The organism is Arthrobacter sp. TJ-217, assembly GCF_058269255.1.
Window position 1 is genome coordinate 327877 of record NZ_JBZCNJ010000001.1, and the last position, 16837, is coordinate 344713.

General features: G+C 68.6%; 16 protein-coding genes. 3 read left to right on the forward strand and 13 right to left on the reverse strand.

Translation table 11 applies throughout. The annotated features are described in order from the left end of the window. Positions 1 to 25: 25 nt before the first annotated feature. Positions 26 to 1045 carry an o-succinylbenzoate synthase gene (locus AC4D2R_RS01650; protein ID WP_490936834.1) on the reverse strand — a complete coding sequence of 340 codons (1020 nt, stop codon included), beginning with the start codon at positions 1043 to 1045 and terminating at the stop codon, positions 26 to 28. A gap of 116 nt (positions 1046 to 1161) precedes the next feature. Between AC4D2R_RS01650 and AC4D2R_RS01655 the strand changes: the two genes are divergently transcribed. Then, a complete protein-coding gene (locus tag AC4D2R_RS01655) occupies positions 1162 to 2088 on the forward strand; it encodes a phosphatase PAP2 family protein (protein WP_490901017.1) in 927 nt (308 codons plus the stop codon). On the opposite strand, the gene AC4D2R_RS01660 is transcribed toward AC4D2R_RS01655, so the two are convergent. The 5 genes from AC4D2R_RS01660 to pdhA form a co-directional block, all read right to left on the reverse strand. Beyond that, complete coding sequence (locus AC4D2R_RS01660) at positions 2085 to 2948, reverse strand: MBL fold metallo-hydrolase (RefSeq protein ID WP_490936836.1); 864 nt, start codon at positions 2946 to 2948, stop codon at positions 2085 to 2087. The two genes, AC4D2R_RS01655 and AC4D2R_RS01660, sit on opposite strands and share 4 nt — an antisense overlap. A 37-nt stretch (positions 2949 to 2985) precedes the next feature. After that, positions 2986 to 4416 carry an AAA family ATPase gene (locus AC4D2R_RS01665; RefSeq protein WP_490936838.1) on the reverse strand — a complete coding sequence of 477 codons (1431 nt, stop codon included), beginning with the start codon at positions 4414 to 4416 and terminating at the stop codon, positions 2986 to 2988. Between the two features lie 265 nt (positions 4417 to 4681). After that, positions 4682 to 6238, reverse strand: coding sequence for a dihydrolipoamide acetyltransferase family protein (locus AC4D2R_RS01670; RefSeq protein ID WP_490936840.1), 1557 nt, complete (start codon positions 6236 to 6238; stop codon positions 4682 to 4684). Beyond that, the gene (locus tag AC4D2R_RS01675; protein WP_490936842.1) at positions 6235 to 7305 is read right to left on the reverse strand and encodes an alpha-ketoacid dehydrogenase subunit beta; all 1071 of its coding nucleotides are present in this window, start codon (positions 7303 to 7305) and stop codon (positions 6235 to 6237) included. The genes AC4D2R_RS01670 and AC4D2R_RS01675 overlap by 4 nt, the downstream gene beginning before the upstream one ends. Next, positions 7302 to 8459, reverse strand: coding sequence for a pyruvate dehydrogenase (acetyl-transferring) E1 component subunit alpha (pdhA, locus tag AC4D2R_RS01680; protein WP_490936844.1), 1158 nt, complete (start codon positions 8457 to 8459; stop codon positions 7302 to 7304). The genes AC4D2R_RS01675 and pdhA overlap by 4 nt, the downstream gene beginning before the upstream one ends. A gap of 201 nt (positions 8460 to 8660) precedes the next feature. Here pdhA and AC4D2R_RS01685 point away from each other — a divergent pair, with 201 nt between their 5' ends. Then, positions 8661 to 9104 carry an Lrp/AsnC family transcriptional regulator gene (locus AC4D2R_RS01685; protein WP_490901011.1) on the forward strand — a complete coding sequence of 148 codons (444 nt, stop codon included), beginning with the start codon at positions 8661 to 8663 and terminating at the stop codon, positions 9102 to 9104. A gap of 33 nt (positions 9105 to 9137) precedes the next feature. Here AC4D2R_RS01685 and AC4D2R_RS01690 read toward each other — a convergent pair whose 3' ends face one another. From AC4D2R_RS01690 to paaA, 6 genes are read right to left on the reverse strand one after another with little or no spacing between them, the layout of a single operon-like run. Next, positions 9138 to 9917: an enoyl-CoA hydratase/isomerase family protein gene (locus AC4D2R_RS01690; RefSeq protein ID WP_490937352.1), complete on the reverse strand. Its 780-nt coding sequence runs from the start codon at positions 9915 to 9917 to the stop codon at positions 9138 to 9140. 21 nt (positions 9918 to 9938) lie between these two features. Then, entirely contained in the window at positions 9939 to 11099 is a 1161-nt protein-coding gene (gene paaE / locus AC4D2R_RS01695) for a 1,2-phenylacetyl-CoA epoxidase subunit PaaE (RefSeq protein WP_490936846.1), read from the reverse strand. Beyond that, a complete protein-coding gene (gene paaD / locus AC4D2R_RS01700; protein ID WP_490936848.1) occupies positions 11100 to 11621 on the reverse strand; it encodes a 1,2-phenylacetyl-CoA epoxidase subunit PaaD in 522 nt (173 codons plus the stop codon). Between the two features lie 5 nt (positions 11622 to 11626). After that, positions 11627 to 12451 (reverse strand): 1,2-phenylacetyl-CoA epoxidase subunit PaaC, encoded by an 825-nt coding sequence (gene paaC / locus AC4D2R_RS01705; protein ID WP_490936850.1) that lies wholly within the window; start codon positions 12449 to 12451, stop codon positions 11627 to 11629. Next, complete coding sequence (gene paaB / locus AC4D2R_RS01710) at positions 12448 to 12795, reverse strand: 1,2-phenylacetyl-CoA epoxidase subunit PaaB (RefSeq protein ID WP_490901005.1); 348 nt, start codon at positions 12793 to 12795, stop codon at positions 12448 to 12450. Before paaB ends, paaC begins: the two co-directional genes overlap by 4 nt. Beyond that, entirely contained in the window at positions 12792 to 13781 is a 990-nt protein-coding gene (paaA, locus tag AC4D2R_RS01715; protein WP_490936852.1) for a 1,2-phenylacetyl-CoA epoxidase subunit PaaA, read from the reverse strand. Before paaA ends, paaB begins: the two co-directional genes overlap by 4 nt. A gap of 350 nt (positions 13782 to 14131) precedes the next feature. Between paaA and AC4D2R_RS01720 the strand changes: the two genes are divergently transcribed. Beyond that, positions 14132 to 16318 carry a S9 family peptidase gene (locus AC4D2R_RS01720; RefSeq protein ID WP_490936854.1) on the forward strand — a complete coding sequence of 729 codons (2187 nt, stop codon included), beginning with the start codon at positions 14132 to 14134 and terminating at the stop codon, positions 16316 to 16318. A 51-nt stretch (positions 16319 to 16369) separates the two neighbouring features. Here the strand turns inward: AC4D2R_RS01720 and AC4D2R_RS01725 are convergent, their stop codons facing one another. After that, positions 16370 to 16666, reverse strand: a complete 297-nt coding sequence (locus AC4D2R_RS01725) for a DUF1540 domain-containing protein (RefSeq protein ID WP_490936856.1) — start codon at positions 16664 to 16666, stop codon at positions 16370 to 16372. Positions 16667 to 16837: the final 171 nt, after the last annotated feature.

The window sequence follows — 16837 nt, forward strand, 5'->3', positions numbered from 1 at the left end:
GCCTGAACATCTGGCACCCGTCCGGCTACCGCGCCGGCCCGGCCAGGATACCGTGAACGCGAACAAGCCGTTCAAGCCACCACCGCTCCCGCTCTGCCGGGGCGGCGAAGGTTCGAAGGAGCTCCGGGGACGCGCGGACAGTGCGGACGGGCAGAACGCCGCCGTCAGGCACGAGCCGGTCCTCGGCGACGTCACCGGCCATGAGCGAAACCGTCGCGAGGCCGCACGCATACGGGAGCTGAGGAAGCGCTGCGGCAAGCGCCACACCGGCGCTGATGCCCACCGAAGTGTCAAGTGCCGAGCTGACGACGGCCGGAAGACCGGCCTGGGCGACGATGTCCAGGGCACGCCGCACCCCGCCCAGGGGAGCCACCTTGATGACGAGCAGGTCGGCCGCGTCCTCCCGGGCCACCCTCAGGGGGTCCTCCTCCCGCCGGACGCTTTCGTCGGCGGCGATGAGCACCGGAAGCTCCCTGCGGCGCAGCTCAAGCCGCACCGAGCGCAGGCCGGCGATGCCCGGAACCGGCTGCTCGGCGTATTCGAGCGTGTGTTCTGCAAGCGCGGTGAGCGCTCTGAGCGCCTCCTGCTCGTTCCAGCCCCCATTGGCGTCAACGCGCAGGGCAGCGTGAGGCAGCAGCCGCCGCACTTCGGCGACCCGTGCGATGTCATCGGCCAGCTGCTGGCCGCGTTCGGCCACCTTGACCTTGACTGCATCAACGCCTCCAAACCGGGTGAGGACGCGCTCGACGTCGGCCGCCGCGACCGCCGGGACCGTCGCATTGACCGGCACGCTCTCCCGCAGCGGCTCAGGGAACCCCAGCCAGGCCGCTTCGAGGGCTGACCGCAGCCAGCTGGCGGCTTCGGGATCCCCGTACTCCGGGAAGGGACAGAATTCCCCCCAGCCCGCCGGGCCCTCGAACAGCAGCGCCTCACGGACGGTGACGCCGCGGAAGCGGACCCGCATGGGCAGCGCGACCACCCTTGAGCGTTCCTTCAGCTCCGCCAGGGAGGGAAGAAACGGGGGCGCCGAATGCTGTGTGCTCACGGCTTCAGGGTAGGACATAACGAACGAACTCCCCCACGGCCGGATGAAAGCGGCACGGTGGTGCGCGTCACGAACTGATTACGGAACTCCCAGCCGGGTATGGAAAAGTTGCCTGCATGACCCTGCAGCGAGGACAAAGCCGGCCGCCGCGTCGGTCACGTGCCGCGCGCACCCCGGCGTTGTTCGTGGTGGGCGCGTTTGCGTGCGCCCTGGCGCTCGGATGGACCTACTGGGCATTCGTGCGCACCAGCTCCGGCCAGTTCGCCGACGAGTCAGCGTGGGCCGAGGCCGGGGTGGCCGCCCCCGACACGAAGCTGCCCGTGCTGCGGTTCCTCGACAGCCTGCCGTTGATCTCCGTGGTCCTTGCCGCGGCGACCATCCTTTTTGTGACCCTGGCACGGCGGCGGTGGGTTGCCGCGGGCATTGCGCTCGGTTCGATCGCGGCGGCCAACCTCACAACGCAGCTGCTCAAGCATGTGGTGCTCGACCGGCCCGACCGCGGCGTTCCCACCCTCGATTTCAATTCATTACCCTCGGGGCATACAACGCTTGCGGCGTCAGCCGCGGCCGCCGTGTTCATGGTGGTATCGCCCCGCTGGCGCCCCTTTACCGCCGCGGCGGGAGGCCTCTACTCGGTGGTCGCCGGATCCGCGACGTTCATCAACCTGTGGCACCGCCCGGCCGACGTGATCGCGGCCCTGCTGGTGGTAGGCACCTGGACGCTGGTTGGCGGGCTGCTCATCATGCGCACCGGGGACGCCTGGAATGCGTGGTCCGGGTTCGGCAGCCACTGGGCCTCTTCACGGGTCTGGCTGGCGCTGTGCTGGATTGCCGGCCTGCTCGGGGCCGCCCTCTCGGTTGCGCTGTATTTATATGCCCAGCAGGTCGGCCCGGCACCGGTCCCGGGAACGGCACGGGTGCCGTTGTTCTTCTGGTCGGGGCTTTCTTCGATCGTCGGGGTGGGTTTCACCCTTTCGGCCGCCGCAGGTTGGCTGTTCAGTTCCCAGGCCCGGCTTGCCCCGGAGTCCCGGCGCCGGCGCTAATGCTTGCGCGCCAGCCAGTTCCAATGGGCGAGCGTGCGCAGCCGGATGAGCAGCGCCCTCGACTGTTCCGGACCGTACGGAAGGATCGGAATCGCCTTCGTCATGTCGATTGAGGCTTCATCCATCGCCGTTTTCGTTACCCGGATTGCCGAGCGCATCTTGTTCATCTGGGTTGTCACGAACTCCACACCGACCGGGCTGCCGTGTCCGGGAACGAACACGTCGTAGAGGTCTTCAAGGGAGACCATCTTCGAGAGAGTGCGGACCCAGTCGGCCGGGAAGGAGTCCTCGAAACTGGGGTCGGCCCCCTCCTCCACGAGGTCGCCGGTGAAGAGCACGTTTCCGGCACCGACCAGCAGGTCGTGGTCCGTGTGCCCCCTGCCCAGATGGAAGAGCGTCACGGAGACTCCTCCGAGATCGAGGTCCACGGGCTTGCCTTCGACCAGCCGGTTTGGCCCGGTAATCACCGTGCTTCCGCCGTCGGCGGCCGCCATCTCCGGTTCGGCTTCCGCAACCGCACCGCGGCGCTTCTCGCCCTGCTCCGCGATCACCTCGGCGCAGCGCGAGGTGCCCCAGAACTCCAGTGCTCCCTGCTGCGCGAAGTGGCCGTTGCCGAAGTAGTGGTCGGCGTGGGCGTGGGTGGTGACCACGACCAGCGGCAGCTCGGTCACCTCCCTGACCTGCCGGTGGAGTTCGCCCGCCTGGCGCGGACCGGCGCCGGTGTCGATGACGAGTGCCCGCTCGCTTCCCACGACCAGCCCTGTGTTGGCGCCGCCCGCGGAGCCCCGCAGGAGCCAGATCCCCTCGCCGAGTTCCTGCCGCGCGGTGTCCGGCTCAAGCGGAGGGGGTTGGAAAGGCATTGGGTTTCCTCTCGGACGGGGTACGGGGGCCTCCAGTTTAGAACGCCGGACCGGAGGCATCCGGTGCGGCGTGGCCGTACCGGTCGAATCCGGTGTCGGACCGGCTGCCGAGGAGGCTGCGGGTCAGGGCCGCACTGTCGGCCATCAGGTCGTCAACGGCACCGCGCAGATGCACGTCGGCAACCCGCGCATTGTCGATGGCCGCGGCCACGACCGCCCGGCGGACCAGTTCGCGGGCGAAGGACGCGGTTGTCCCTGCGGTGTTGCGGGCGGCCTCGGCGACCGCTTCGGTGCTGAAGCCGATCTCCCGGGAGTAAAGGGTAACCAGTTCTGCCCGTTCCTTCTCCGACGGAAGGGGAATCTCCACCGCCAGGTCCACCCTTCCGGGCCGCTGCGCCAGAGCGGGTTCGAGCAGGTCCGCCCGGTTGGTGGTCAGCACGAAGGTAACGTCGGCGTCGTCGTCGAGCCCGTCCATGGCATCGAGCACCTCGAACAGCAGCGGCTGGGGTCCGTGCCCGAAGCTGCGGTCTTCGGCGATAAGGTCGCAGTCTTCGAGGACCACGATTGAGGGCTGGAGCGCGCGGGCCATCCTCGCCGCTTCACTGATGTGGGCCAGTGAACCCCCGGAGAGCAGGATCGCCGTCGTGCCGTGGCTTTCGCTGAGGAGGTGCCGCACCGTGTGGGTTTTCCCGGTCCCCGGCGGGCCATAGAGCAGGATGCCGCGCTTCAGGTGCTGGCCGCTGGCCCTAAGCGCCTCCCGGTGGACGGCGATGCCGAGCGCGTGCGCGGAGATTTTCTGGAGCAGCCCCGGCGGGAGCACGACGTCGGCGGCCGAGAGGCTGGGCCGGGCGTGGATGGTGACCCCGGCGGTTTGGGAACCGTACTCCTCAAGGGTCAGGGAAATCACCTGCCCCTTGAGGATACTCTCGTTCTGCAGGCGCCGGCGCAGTCCGGCCAGGAACTCGGCACCGGCCCCGGCGTCGGGCGAGAGCACCTCGAGGGACACCGTCATCCGGCCGTAGTTCGGCGAGGCGTTGCGCTGCATCACCACCAGCGGCACGCCCTTCCGGTGGAAGAGCCAGATGCCCAGGGCCACCGCCTGCCTCTGCTCGTCCGGGCCCACGGCCACGTTCGTGTAGTCGGGCTGGGATACCGAGAACTGCGGGAAGATTCCCGACCGCTGCAGCATGTCGCTCAGGGAGACGTGGTGGCGCTGCTCTCCGCCGACTCCGATCAGCCGGGCCTCCGGGTCCGTTCCAACTTCCTCCGCCACGAGGATGTCGACGTCCACGAAGCGGTGCGAGCGGACCTCCTCGAGGACCACGGGCAGGTCCTCGGCGGGCTGCCCCAGGTGCCCGCTGAGCACCGAAAGCAGCCGTTCCCCTTTCGGATCCGGTTCGAGGCCCGACTGTGCAAGCCGTACGAGCGTCGCGAAATCGTTGATGAATCTGCTGATGTCTTCCCCCATGCGCGCACCCTACCAGCGCAGCGGCGGCCGCAATAGGGCGGGAGGTGGGAGTCCCCGCGGAGGTTTCCGGACCCCTGCACCGGCCCTGCCCCGGCCGAGTCTGCAGCTCACCACCCCACCGCCCCGGGGTAGCGGGGAGAGCTGCCGTCTCGACGGAGGTCCATGATCGGATTCTAGTCGCGAACGGGGTGGGCGGCGGGGCCGGCGCCCGCCGCCGTCTTCTGGCGACGGCGGGTTCCGGTGGTGGTAGTGGCGTCCGGATCGCCTAGAGGTCGGCGAGCAGCCCTCCGGGGTTTTCGATGGCGTCGGCGACGAAGCGCAGGAACCCGCCGGCGGTTCCGCCGTCGCAGACCCGATGGTCAAAGGTCAGCGTCAGTTCGGTCACCTTCCGCACGGCAAGGCTTCCGTCGACCACCCAGGGCCGGTCGATGATCCTTCCAATTCCAAGGATCGCAGCCTCGGGGTGGTTGATGATCGCGGCACTGCCGTCCACACCGAACACGCCGTAGTTGTTCAGGGTGAACGTTCCCGAGGTCAGGTCGGCGGGCGTCGCCTTTCCTTCGCGGGCCGCGGCCGTGAGGCGGCGGATCTCCGCGTCGAGTGCGCGGGCGCTCAGCCGGTCCGCACGCCGGACGGAGGGCACCATCAGTCCGCGGTCGGTCTGCGCCGCCACTCCAAGGTTCACGCCCTCGACCCTCAGGATCTCCTGGGAGCCGCCCTCGTCCGTGATGATGCGGGTGTTCAGCTCCGGGTACCGGGCAAGGCCGGCAACGGCGAAGCGGGCGATGAATGCAAGAAGACCGGGGGTTGTGTCGGGGTCGCGCTTCTTGAGCCCTGCGCGCAGTTCCACAAGGGCTGTGGCGTCGACATCAACCCAAACCGTTGCCTCGGGGATTTCCCGCCGGCTGCGCGAGAGGGTGTCGGCGATGGTTTTCCGGACCCCGCGCAGGGGCGTGCGCTCGAGAACGCTCAGCCCGGAACGGGGATCCTCGCCGGCTCCGCCGACCGGCTCCTGGTCCCGCCGCGCCCCGGCCTCGGGCACGGCGGTGCCCTCCGGCGCGGCCGCGGACATGGCGTCGACGACGTCGCGGCGCAGGATCAGGCCGCCGGGGCCGCTGCCGGGAATGTCGCGCAGCCGGAGGCCTGCCTCGCGGGCCATCCGGCGTACGAGGGGCGAGCTGCACAGCAGTGCCTGACCGGTGCCGTTGGCTTCGCTGCGGCGGCCCGCAGCGTGGCCCGTCGCTGGTTCCGGAGCTGCGTCCGCGACCTCGCCCGGAACCGCGGCATCCGGGCCCGTTCCGGAGCCGGCTGCCCGGCCGGCGGCGGCGCGGGGCCTGCGGGTGCGCTTGAGGCTCGATCCGGCCGGGGTGCCGTAACCGATGAGGACGTTTCCCGAGCCCTGCTCGGGCTCGGGGGCAGCGGCGGCGGCAGCCTCGGCCGAGATGCCGGCGCGCTCCTCGGCCCGGTAGGTCTCGGCAGCGGCGCCCGCAGCGGCGGAGCGTCCGGCTGGCTGGGGCTGATCCGGCGGCTGGGGAGCATCCGCGTGGTGCGTTTCGGTGTCCGCTCCGCGCACCGAGATGAACGGCCTGCCGACGTCGAGGGTCTGGCCCGCCGCCCCGTGGAGCTTGGCGATCGTCCCAGCGAACGGACAGGGCACCTCCACCACCGACTTTGCGGTCTCCACTTCGGCGACCGGCTGGTCCACGACCACTTCGTCGCCCTCGGCCACGAGCCAGGAGACGAGCTCGGCTTCGGTCAGCCCTTCGCCAAGGTCGGGGAGGTTGAAGACCAGCAGGGGCTGCTGGAGGGCTTCGGCGCTCACGCTTCGTCCTCCCACTGCAGTTCGTCGACGGCGTCGAGGATCCGGTCGACCCCCGGCAGGAAGTGGTGCTCCAGCTTGGGAGAGGGGTAGGGGATGTCGAACCCGGTAACCCGGCGGACGGGCGCGGCGAGCGAGTGGAAGCAGCGTTCCTGGATGCGGGCGACAATTTCGGAGGCCACCGAGGCGAAGCCCGGTGCCTCGGAGATGACGACGGCGCGCCCGGTCCTGCGCACGCTCGCACACACCGTCTCGTCATCGAAGGGAACGATCGAGCGGACGTCGATCACCTCGAGCGAGCGGCCTTCCTCGGCGGCGGCCGCGGCGGCGGCGAGGGCGGTGGGGACGGACGGTCCGTAGGCGATCAGGGTGGCGTCGCTGCCGGGGCGCGCGACGACGGCCCTGCCGATGGTGTCAGGCCCCTGCCCGGCGTCAAAGTCCCGGCGCAGCTCGTCGAGGTCAAGGACCTCCTTCGACCAGTACAGCTTTTTCGGTTCGAGGAAGACAACCGGGTCGGGGAACCGGATCGCTTGCCGCAGCATCGTGTAGGCGTCGCGGACCGTGGCCGGGGCGAGCACCGTCAGGCCCGGGGTGTGGGCGTAGTAGGACTCGGACGAGTCGCAGTGGTGTTCCACTCCCCCGATCCCGCCGGCGTAGGGGATGCGGATGACCAGGGGCAGCCTGACCCTGCCCCTGGTGCGGTTGGACATCTTCGCGACGTGGCTGACCACCTGCTCGAAGGCAGGGTAGGCGAAGGCGTCGAACTGCATCTCCACCACCGGACGCATCCCGTTCATCGCCATGCCGACCGCCATGCCCATGATGCCGGCCTCGGCCAGGGGTGTGTCGAAGCACCGCTCGTGCCCGAACCGGGCGGTGAGCCCGTCGGTGATGCGGAAGACTCCGCCGAGGGGTCCGACGTCCTCGCCGAACATCAGGACCGAGGAATCGGCCTCCATCTCATCGGCCAGTGCGGCGTTGAGGGCCTTGGCGAAGGTGAAGCTTGCGGTGCCGGGAGCTGCGGCGGCTGACGCCGGGGCTGCGGGGGCGCGTTCGCTGGTCTGGGTCATGGCTGGGCCTCGCGTGAGAGTTCGTCGCGCAGCAACTGGGCCTGTTCCCGCAGCTGCGCGGTTTTCTGGGTGTAGACGAAGGCGAAAAGGTCCTGCGGGTCGACGTCGACCTCCGCGTTGAGGCCGGCGCGGATCGACGCGGCAAGGGTTTCAGCCTCCGCCGCGATCTGCTCCTCGGCGCCGTCGTCGAGCACCTGCAGGTTCCTCAGGTAGGTGCGCAGGCGGCTGATCGGGTCCTTCGGCACCCACTTCTCCACATCTTCGGCCGAACGGTACCGGGTGGCGTCGTCGGCGTTGGTGTGCGCCTGCATGCGGTATGTATGTGCCTCAACCAGGGACGGGCCGCCGCCGTTGCGGGCCCGGTCCACTGCCGCCCCGAGGACAGAGAGCAGGGCGGCGAGGTCGTTGCCGTCAACGCGCTCGCCGGGCATGCCGTAGCCGATGGCCTTGTGCGCCAGGGACGGCGCGACCGACTGGTTCTTCAGCGGCACGGAGATCGCGTATTCGTTGTTTTGGATGAAGAAGACGACGGGCACGTGGAACACCGCGGCGAAGTTGAGCGCCTCGTGGAAGTCACCTTCGCTTGTGGCTCCGTCGCCGCACATCGCCAGGACAACGGTGTCTTCCCCCCGCAGCTTCGCGGCGTGCGCGACGCCGACCGCGTGGAGCAGCTGGGTGGCCAGCGGGGTGGCCTGCGGGGCGACCCGGTGCTCGTAGGGGTCGTATCCGGAGTGCCAGTCGCCGCGCAGCAGGGTCAGCACTTCGAGGGGGTTGACGCCGCGGGTCACCACGGACACGGTGTCGCGGTAGGTGGGGAACAGCCAGTCCTGCTGCTCCAGGACGGCGGCGGCTGCCACCTGGCAGGCTTCCTGCCCGTGGGAGGAGGGGTAGACGGCGAGGCGGCCCTGGCGCACGAGGGCGTTCGCCTGGTCATTGATGCGCCGGCCCGAAACGAGCTTGCCGTACGCCTCAAGAAGGGTGCCGGGAGCGGGAAGGCCGTAACGCCCGTCGGGGTTGGCGGTGCCGTTGTGGTCGATCAGCTGCACCGGACGCTCCCGGGGCAGGAGCTGCATCTCCGCGGGCAGTCCGACGGGCGCGCCGCGGCGTCCGCCCGCAAGCGCTCCGTCGAACCCGCTGTCGATCGGAATGGTCATCTGTGCCTCCATTGGCCGCATGCCTTCAAGGACCCCGGTCCCGCCAACCGGCGGCTCCGTGGATGCTGTGTCATCCAAGTATCGCAATCTGGTACTTTTCGTATCCACCGAATGCGCAAAGTCTGGAACAATCGTGATCTGAGCGGTGAACTGTAGACGGAATGCAAGTGTGAGCTGGATTACGGGCGGGGATGGAGACGGATGAACGACCGGGTGCTTGACGAGGTGGACCGGAAGATCCTGGCGGAGCTGACGCGCGACGGCAGGCAGTCGGTGACGTCGGTGGCGGAGAACGTGCATATCTCCCGCGCCCATGCGTACTCACGGATGGCCCGGCTCTCGGAGGAGGGCGTGCTCACCAAGTTCACCGCCCTCGTGGATCCGGTGAAGGCCGGCCTGCGGTCCTCGGCGTACGTGACGCTGAAGGTGCGCCAGAATTCCTGGCGGGAGCTCAAGGAGGAGCTGCGTGCCATCCCGGAGATCCACCACATCGCCCTCGTGGGCGGTGACTTCGACGTGATCCTGCTGGTGCGCGCGGAAGACAACCTCGACCTGCGCCGGGTCATTTTCGACCGCCTCCAGTCGATGCCGGGCGTGCTCGACACCCAGACCTTCCTGGTGTTCGAAGACCTCGATACCCGCTAGCGCCCGGGCGGACCGTCCGCGGCGTGCCCGCGCTCAGCCGGTGAAGTGCGGCTTGCGCTTCTCCTGGAAGGCGGTGAACCCTTCGGCATAGTCCGGGGTGCGGCTCAGCGCGGCCTGGGCGGCGTTCTCCTGGTCCATGGCATCCCACAGGCCCAGCCGGCGGTCGCGGATGTCCGCGACCAGCTGCTTGGAGGCCCGGAAGGCGCCGGTGGCCCCGGTCGCCACCTGGGCGGCGGTGGCCCGGGTGAAGTCGAGCAGCGCGTCGGCGGGCATCGACCGGCTGAACAGCCCGGCGCCGACGGCGTCGGCCCCGCTCATCAGTTCGGCCGTGTAGATCAGGTCGAGGGTGCGGTGGGTGCCGAGGCGTTCGGTGAACAGCCAGTGCCCGCCGGAGTCGAGCGTGGCCCCGAGGTTTGCGAAGGGCGATCCGATTTTCGCGGTGTCGGCGACGTAGACGACGTCGGTGGCGATCAGCAGGCCGAGCCCGACGCCGAGGCACGCCCCGTGGGCGGCGGCGAAGGTCGGTGCGGGAAAGGCCGCCATCTTGTGCAGCAGCGGGGTGACCAGCCCTGCGAGGTAAGCCTCGGCGTCGTCGGTTTCCGCGGCGACGCCGGAGATGTCACGGCCGGCGCAGAAGGCGCGCCCCTCCCCGCGCAGCACCAGGGCGCGCACCGAACCCTCGGCAGCCGCCGCTGCGGCGTCGTCGTAGGCCCGGGAAAGATCGGCGAGCGCCTGCTCGTCGAGGGCGTTGAGCTTGTACGGTGCGTTGAGCACGATCTCCGCGACGCCGGCGCCGGTGCTCAGCTCGATCATGGTGGTGCTCATCCGGTGCTCCTAGGCGTCGTAGTCAACGGTCACGGCCTTGCTGGTGGGGCGTGCCTGGCAGGTGAGCACGTACCCCTTGGCAATCTCGTCAGGTTCAAGGGCGTAGTTCTCCTCCATCTCGACGGTCCCGGAGACAATCTTGGCCCGGCAGGTGCCGCAGACCCCGCCGGCGCAGGCGAACGGCACGTCGGGACGCACCCGCAGGGCGGCGTTGAGGAGGGATTCCCGGGCGTGGGTCGGGCTTTCGACGGTTCCCTGCAGTCCGTCAAGGCGGAAGGAGATGGAGTAGTTCTCGCCGTTCTCGGCGGCCTTGACGGGCCGCCCGATCTGGCCCTCGGGGCGGGTGGGCTCCCCGGTGCTGAACAGTTCGAACCGGATCTTTTCGGCAGGCACACCCCGCTCGCCCAGGGTGTCCCGGCACAGCTGAACCAGTTCGAACGGCCCGCACAGGAACCACTCGTCAACGTCCTCGGTGCGGATCACCGTTCCGAGAAGCTGCTGGAGCTTCTCGGCGTCGATGCGCCCGGAGAGCAGCGGCGAGATGCGCTGTTCGCGGGAGAGGACGTGGTGGACGGCGAACCGGGCCGGATAGCGGTCCTTGAGGTCGGCAAGGTCCTCGAGGAACATCACATCCATTGCCGCCTTGTTGGCGTAGATCAGGTCGAAGCGGACGTTCTGCCCGGCGGCGAGGACGGAGCGGGCGATCGCGATGACCGGGGTGATGCCCGATCCGGCGGCAACGGCAACGAAGGTGTTCTGCGTTGTCGTGTCGATGTTTTCGGGGTGGTTCAGTTCGTTCATCTCGTGCTTGGAGATGAACTGGCCCATGGGGCTCATCACGTCGAGGCGGTCCCCGGCCTTGAGCGATTCGTTGGCCCAGCTTGAGAACACCCCGCCGAGGTCCCGCTTGATCGCCACGCGGATTTCGCCCGGACGCGGCTCGGCGCAGATGGAGTAGCTGCGGCGCACCTCCTTGGGCTCGCCGTCCACCTCGAGGGTGGTCCGAAGTGCGACGTACTGGCCGGGAACGTAGTCGTATTTCCCGGCGAGCTCCTCGGGCACCGCGAAGGTCACCTCGACGGCGTCCTCGGTGAGCCGGCGCACTTCGGCAACGGTCAGCTCGTGGAAAGCGGTGCGCCGCTTATTTGACGGGGCGAACGTGACAGCCATTCACAGCACCTTGAAGTAGTCGAAGGGTTCCCGGCAGTCCTGGCAGACATAGAGCGCCTTGCAGGAGGTTGAGCCGAAGCGGGTGAGTTCCCGCGTGTTCAGTGAGGAGCACTGCGGGCATTTGACGCTGAGTCCCACCCGGACCGGGCCGGCGGCGGCCATGCCGCTGGGGGCGGCGATGCCGTACCGGTTGAGCTTCTCCTTGCCGGCCTCGGTCATCCAGTCGGTGGTCCAGGCCGGGGCAAGCGCGAGCTCGACCCGCACCTCCCCGTACCCGCGGGACTTCAGGGCGGTCACGACGTCGTCGCGGATCGCGTCCATGGCCGGGCAGCCGGAGTAGGTGGGGGTGATGACCACGGCGGCCGCCGGACCGTCGGTGCCGGGGACGGCGGCGGCGGCGCGGAGGATGCCGAGGTCCTCGATCGTGAGCACGGGAATCTCGGGGTCGCACACGGTTGCGGCAATGTCCCAGATCTCTGCGGCGCGCTCATCGGCCGGCCGCTGCGCCGTATTGGTACCCATCGTCGCTACCAGGAGGCGCCGGGATGCTCGCGGGCGAGGACCTGCAGCTCGGCGAGGATGTAGCCGAGGTGCTCGCTGTGGACGCCGCGGCGTCCGCCGCCGGTGGCGCCGGGAACGCCAGGGACCTCGAGCTCTGCCTCCTGCAGCACTGCGGTGACGGCGGCGTCGAACGGTTTCCGCAGGTCCCCGGGGCGGACGGCGACGCCGGAAAGGGCGTCGGTGAGCGGGGTGTCGACGAACAGCTCGTCAACGTAGGGCCAGGTGAGGCGGAGCCCGGCGGTCATGCGGCGCCGCGACTCCTCGGTTCCCAGGGCAAGGCGGAGCACCCACTGGACGCTGTGGTCGCGGTGGTAGTCGACCTCCTTGACGGCCTTGGCGGCGATGGCCGCCAGGGTGGGGTCGGTGGAGTGCATCAGGCGGGAGTACAGCTCCCACTGGTAGTGGGAGACGACGAACTGCCGGGCGATGGTGCGGGCGAAGTCACCGTTGGGCTGTTCGAAGAGGTGCGCGGAGCGGAACTCGGGCTCGCGGCGGAAGTAGGCGAGGTCGTCCTCGGTGCGGCCCGTCGCGTGGCCCGCGTAGGTGAGGAAGGAGCGGGCATGGCCGATGAGGTCGAGGGCGATGTTGGCAAGCGCCACGTCCTCTTCAAGTTCGGGTGCGCGCGAGATCCACCAGCCGAGCCGCTGGGCGAGGATCAGAGAGTCGTCCCCGAGCCAGAGCGCGTATTCGGCGGTCTCGGGTGTCGGCACGGTGTGCGCAGCGGCAATGTCCTCGGGGCGCAGCGCGTTGCCCGGAGTGATGCGGGTGGCGCTGGCGTTTGCCTCGCTCACAGGTGCTTCACCCCTTCGCTCTTGGTGTAGTAGGTGGCGTGGCGGTAGTCCTTGCCCTGCGGGGATTCGAAGAACTGCTCCTTGGCATCCGGGTCGCTGGTGATGATGGCCGAGGACGGCACCACCCACAGGCTGATTCCCTCGTTGCGCCGGGTGTAGAGGTCGCGGGCGTTGCGCAGGGCCATGTCGGCGTCGGGCGCGTGGAGCGAACCGGCGTGGACGTGGGAGAGCCCGCGCGAGGACCGGACGAACACCTCCCACAGGGGCCAGGGCTGGCGTTTTTCTGCGGGCCCTGCGGCCGGTGCCGTGGCGCCGTCGTCGCCCGTCGTTGATCCGCCGGTCATGCTGCCTCCGTTGCTGAGTTGGCGCTGCGGGCCTGCCTGTCGGCGTAGGCCGCTGCGGCCTCGCGCACCCAGGCGCCGTCTTCATGTGCCTCACGGCGGCGCTCCATGCGCTGGGCGTTGCAGGGGCCGCGGCCGGCGAGGACCTCCTTGAACTCCTCCCAGTCCAGCGGGCCGTGCTCCCACCTCTGAGTCTCCTCGTTGAACCGCACGTCCGGGTCGGGAAGCACCAGCCCGAGGGCCTTGACCTGCTCGGCGATCATGCCGACGAACCGCGAGCGCAGCTCATCGTTGGAGAAGCGCTTGATGTTCCAGGCCATCGACTGCTTGGAGTTCGGGGAATCGTCGTCCGGCGGGCCGAACATCATGAGCGAGGGGGCGTACCAGCGGTTGATGGCGTCCTGGGCCATGTCGCGCTGGGCCTGGGTGCCGTTTGCGAGTTCGAGCAGGATTTCGAAGCCCTGCCGTTGATGGAAGGACTCCTCCTTGCAGATGCGCACCATGGCGCGGCCGTAGGGTCCGTAGGAGGCCCGGCACAGGGGCACCTGGTTGCAGATGGCGGCGCCGTCAACCAGCCAGCCGATCGCGCCGATGTCCGCCCAGGTCAGCACGGGGTAGTTGAAGATACTCGAGTACCGGGCCTTGCCGGCGATGAGGTCCTCGGTCATCTTGTCCCGCGGGGTGCCGAGGGTCTCGGCGGCAGAGTAGAGGTAGAGCCCGTGGCCGGCCTCGTCCTGCACCTTGGCCATGAGGATGGCCTTGCGCTTCAGGGACGGAGCGCGGGTGATCCAGTTCGCCTCCGGCTGCATGCCGATGATTTCGGAGTGCGCGTGCTGGGAGATCTGGCGGGTCAGGGACTTCCGGTAGGCCTCGGGCATCCAGTCGCGCGGTTCGATGCGGGAGTCCTGGGCGATGATCTCATCAAACAGCCTCTGGCCTGCGGCGTCCGCGTCAAGCCCGTCGGTCCTGGTCGCTGCTGTTGCTGGCATGGGAGCCACCTCACTGTGTGCCGAGAAGTACCGGAAATAATTACCGACCGTTCGTTCAGGATATGCTCCGCCGGGGCGGCAGTCAACACTTGGAACGGGCCCTCGAAGGGCGGTCGGGGCACATCCTGCCCCGATCCTGCGGGCTGCGTCCGGCTCCCGTGCCGGTTCCTGCGCCTTTGGCAGCCGGGGTGTCTGCACGACGGCGTGTCGGGGCGCGACACGCACCCCGCACGGTGAAAGCAGCACGAATTGGTGCGGGCCACCGGGTCAGCACCGGGGCGCCGCGTTCGTGGACAGCGGAATCGGACGCAGGCGGTGGGGTTCCAGACGGGAACTGGCAAGATGGTGCCATGACTGCCGAGACTCACGTGGACACCGTTCCGGGCCCTCCCACCGCAAAGAAACTGCCGGTGCAGCGCACGCACCACGGCGATGTTTTCGTCGACAACTACGAGTGGCTCCGGGAGAAGGACAACCCCGAGGTCGTTGAGCATCTGACGGCCGAGAACAAGTACACCGAGGCCGTCACCGCCGGCCAGGAGAACCTGCGCGAGGCGATCTTCGCGGAGATCAAGAACCGCACCCAGGAGACCGACCTCTCGGTCCCTGCCCGAAAAAAGGGGTGGTGGTACTACTCCCGCACCGAGGAGGGAAAGCAGTACGGCATCCAGTGCCGTGTTGCAGCAGTGGACACCGGAGACCTGGACCGCGACTGGACTCCCCCGGAGGTTGTCCCCGGCAGGCCGGTGGACGGCGAACAGATCCTGCTCGACGGAAACGTCGAGGCCGAGGGCAAGCCCTTCTTTTCGATCGGCGGCCTTGCTGTCAGCGAGGACGGGACGCTCCTTGCCTACTGCGAGGACAACGCCGGCGACGAGCGGTTCACGCTGCGAGTCAAGGACCTCGAGACCGGGAAGCTCCTGCCCGACGAGGTGGCCAACGTCTTCTACGGCCTCGGCTTCTCCCCCGACGGCACGCGTGTCTTCTACACCGTCGTGGACGATTCGTGGCGGCCCTTCCAGGTGAAGATCCACACCCTCGGCACCCCTGTCGAGGACGACGTCGTCCTGTACCAGGAGGACGACGTGGCCATGTGGACCGGGTTCGAGCTCTCGGCGGACCGCACGCAGCTCCTGGTCAGCATCGGTTCCTCGGAATACAGCGAATACCGGGCACTGGACCTGACCACCCCGGACGCCGAGCTGACCACCCTGATCTCCCGCGACGAGAAGATCCTCTATGAGGCCGAGCCGGTGCGCCTTGAGGGCCGCCTCAACTACCTGCTGACGCACAACCGCGGCGCCAAGAACTCGATGGTGAGCCTCGTCGGCGCCGCCGAATTCGCCAAGCCGCTCGCCGACCAGCACTGGGTCACTGTGGTCGGGCACGACGACGCCGTCCGGGTCAACGGCGCGGCGGTGACGAGCACCCACGTGGTGCTGTCGGTGCGCAAGGACACCCTCGAGCGGGTGCAGGTCCTTCCCCTCGCGGGCCTCGGGACGCCGGCGCAGGCGGCGCCCGTCGAACCGGCCTTCGACGAGGAGCTGACCACCACCAACCTTGCCAACGCCGAGTTCGAATCGCCCGTCATCCGGCTCAGCTACACGTCCTTCTTCACCCCTCCCCGCGTCTACGACTACGTTCTTGCCACCGGAGAGCTTTCCCTGCGCAAGGAGACCGAGGTGCGCGGCGGATACGATCCGGCGAGCTACACCGCCGAACGGCACTGGGCGCCCGCGGCCGACGGGACGCTGATCCCCCTGTCGGTGCTCCGCCGCGCCGAGCTGGTGAAGAACGGGTCCCATCCGGCGCTTGTCTACGCGTACGGCAGCTATGAGGTGAGCGTGGATCCCGGGTTCTCGGTGTCGAGGCTTTCGCTGCTCGACCGGGGTGTCATCTTCGTCATCGCCCATATCCGCGGCGGCGGCGAGATGGGCCGCACCTGGTACGAACAGGGCAAGAAGCTGAACAAGAAGAACACCTTCACCGACTTCGTTGACGCCACGACCTACCTGGCGCAGTCGGGCTGGGTTGACCCGCACCGCATCGCGGCAATGGGCGGCTCTGCCGGCGGCCTGCTCATGGGCGCCGTTGCCAACCTCGCGCCCGAGAAGTACAAGGCAATCGTGGCCCAGGTGCCGTTCGTCGACGCGCTGACCACCATCCTTGACCCGGAGCTGCCGTTGTCGGCGCTCGAGTGGGAGGAGTGGGGGAACCCGATCACCGACAATGAGGCCTACCGGTACATGAAGGAGTACACGCCGTACGAAAACGTGCGCGCCGTCGACTACCCGCGCATTGCGGCTGTCACCAGCTTCAACGACACCCGGGTCCTTTATGTTGAGCCGGCGAAATGGGTGGCTGAACTGCGGGAAAAGACAACGGGAGGCGACCCCATCGTCCTCAAAACCGAGATGGACGGCGGCCACGGCGGTGCCAGCGGCCGCTATGCCCGCTGGAAGGACGTGGCATGGGACTACGCCTTCACGGCCGACGCGCTCGGTGCCACCGAGGTCCTTCCGGCGCAGCGGCAGTGAGCTTCACCGCTTGGCGTGCGGTGCCCGCCGGCACCGCACGCTGAGCGGGAATCAGCTGCGCGGGCTGTAGGTGAGGCAGTCCGCTGCCTCGGCCCCCGGCCCGACACGGACGTTGACGGCGTCGCACAGCAGGTGGTCGTTGTACTGGCATTCGGTGCGCTGGCACGCGCCCACGTGGGCGAGCACCTTGGGCAGCCCGCCGGTGGTCGAGATGTCGATGAAGGTTGAGCAGCTTGCGTGTGCCGGACTGCCGCCAACCGTGATGGCAAAGGCGGTGCAGTCGTGGTGGTGATTGAACGAGCAGGCTTCAACGTCACAGGTTGTAACGCTGGCAACGTGTTCAGTCATGTCTTCCTCCCGGGAGGCTAATGGCTCTGAAAAATCTGCACTTGCCGAGGCTGCCGGGATTTCCGGCGACACCTAGAAAACACCCTTCGTTTCAACGAATCTAGCACCGCTGGAGCCGCGTGAACCCGCGAAATATGCGCATTTTTAAATGACGTATTCGGCCGAGCCGCC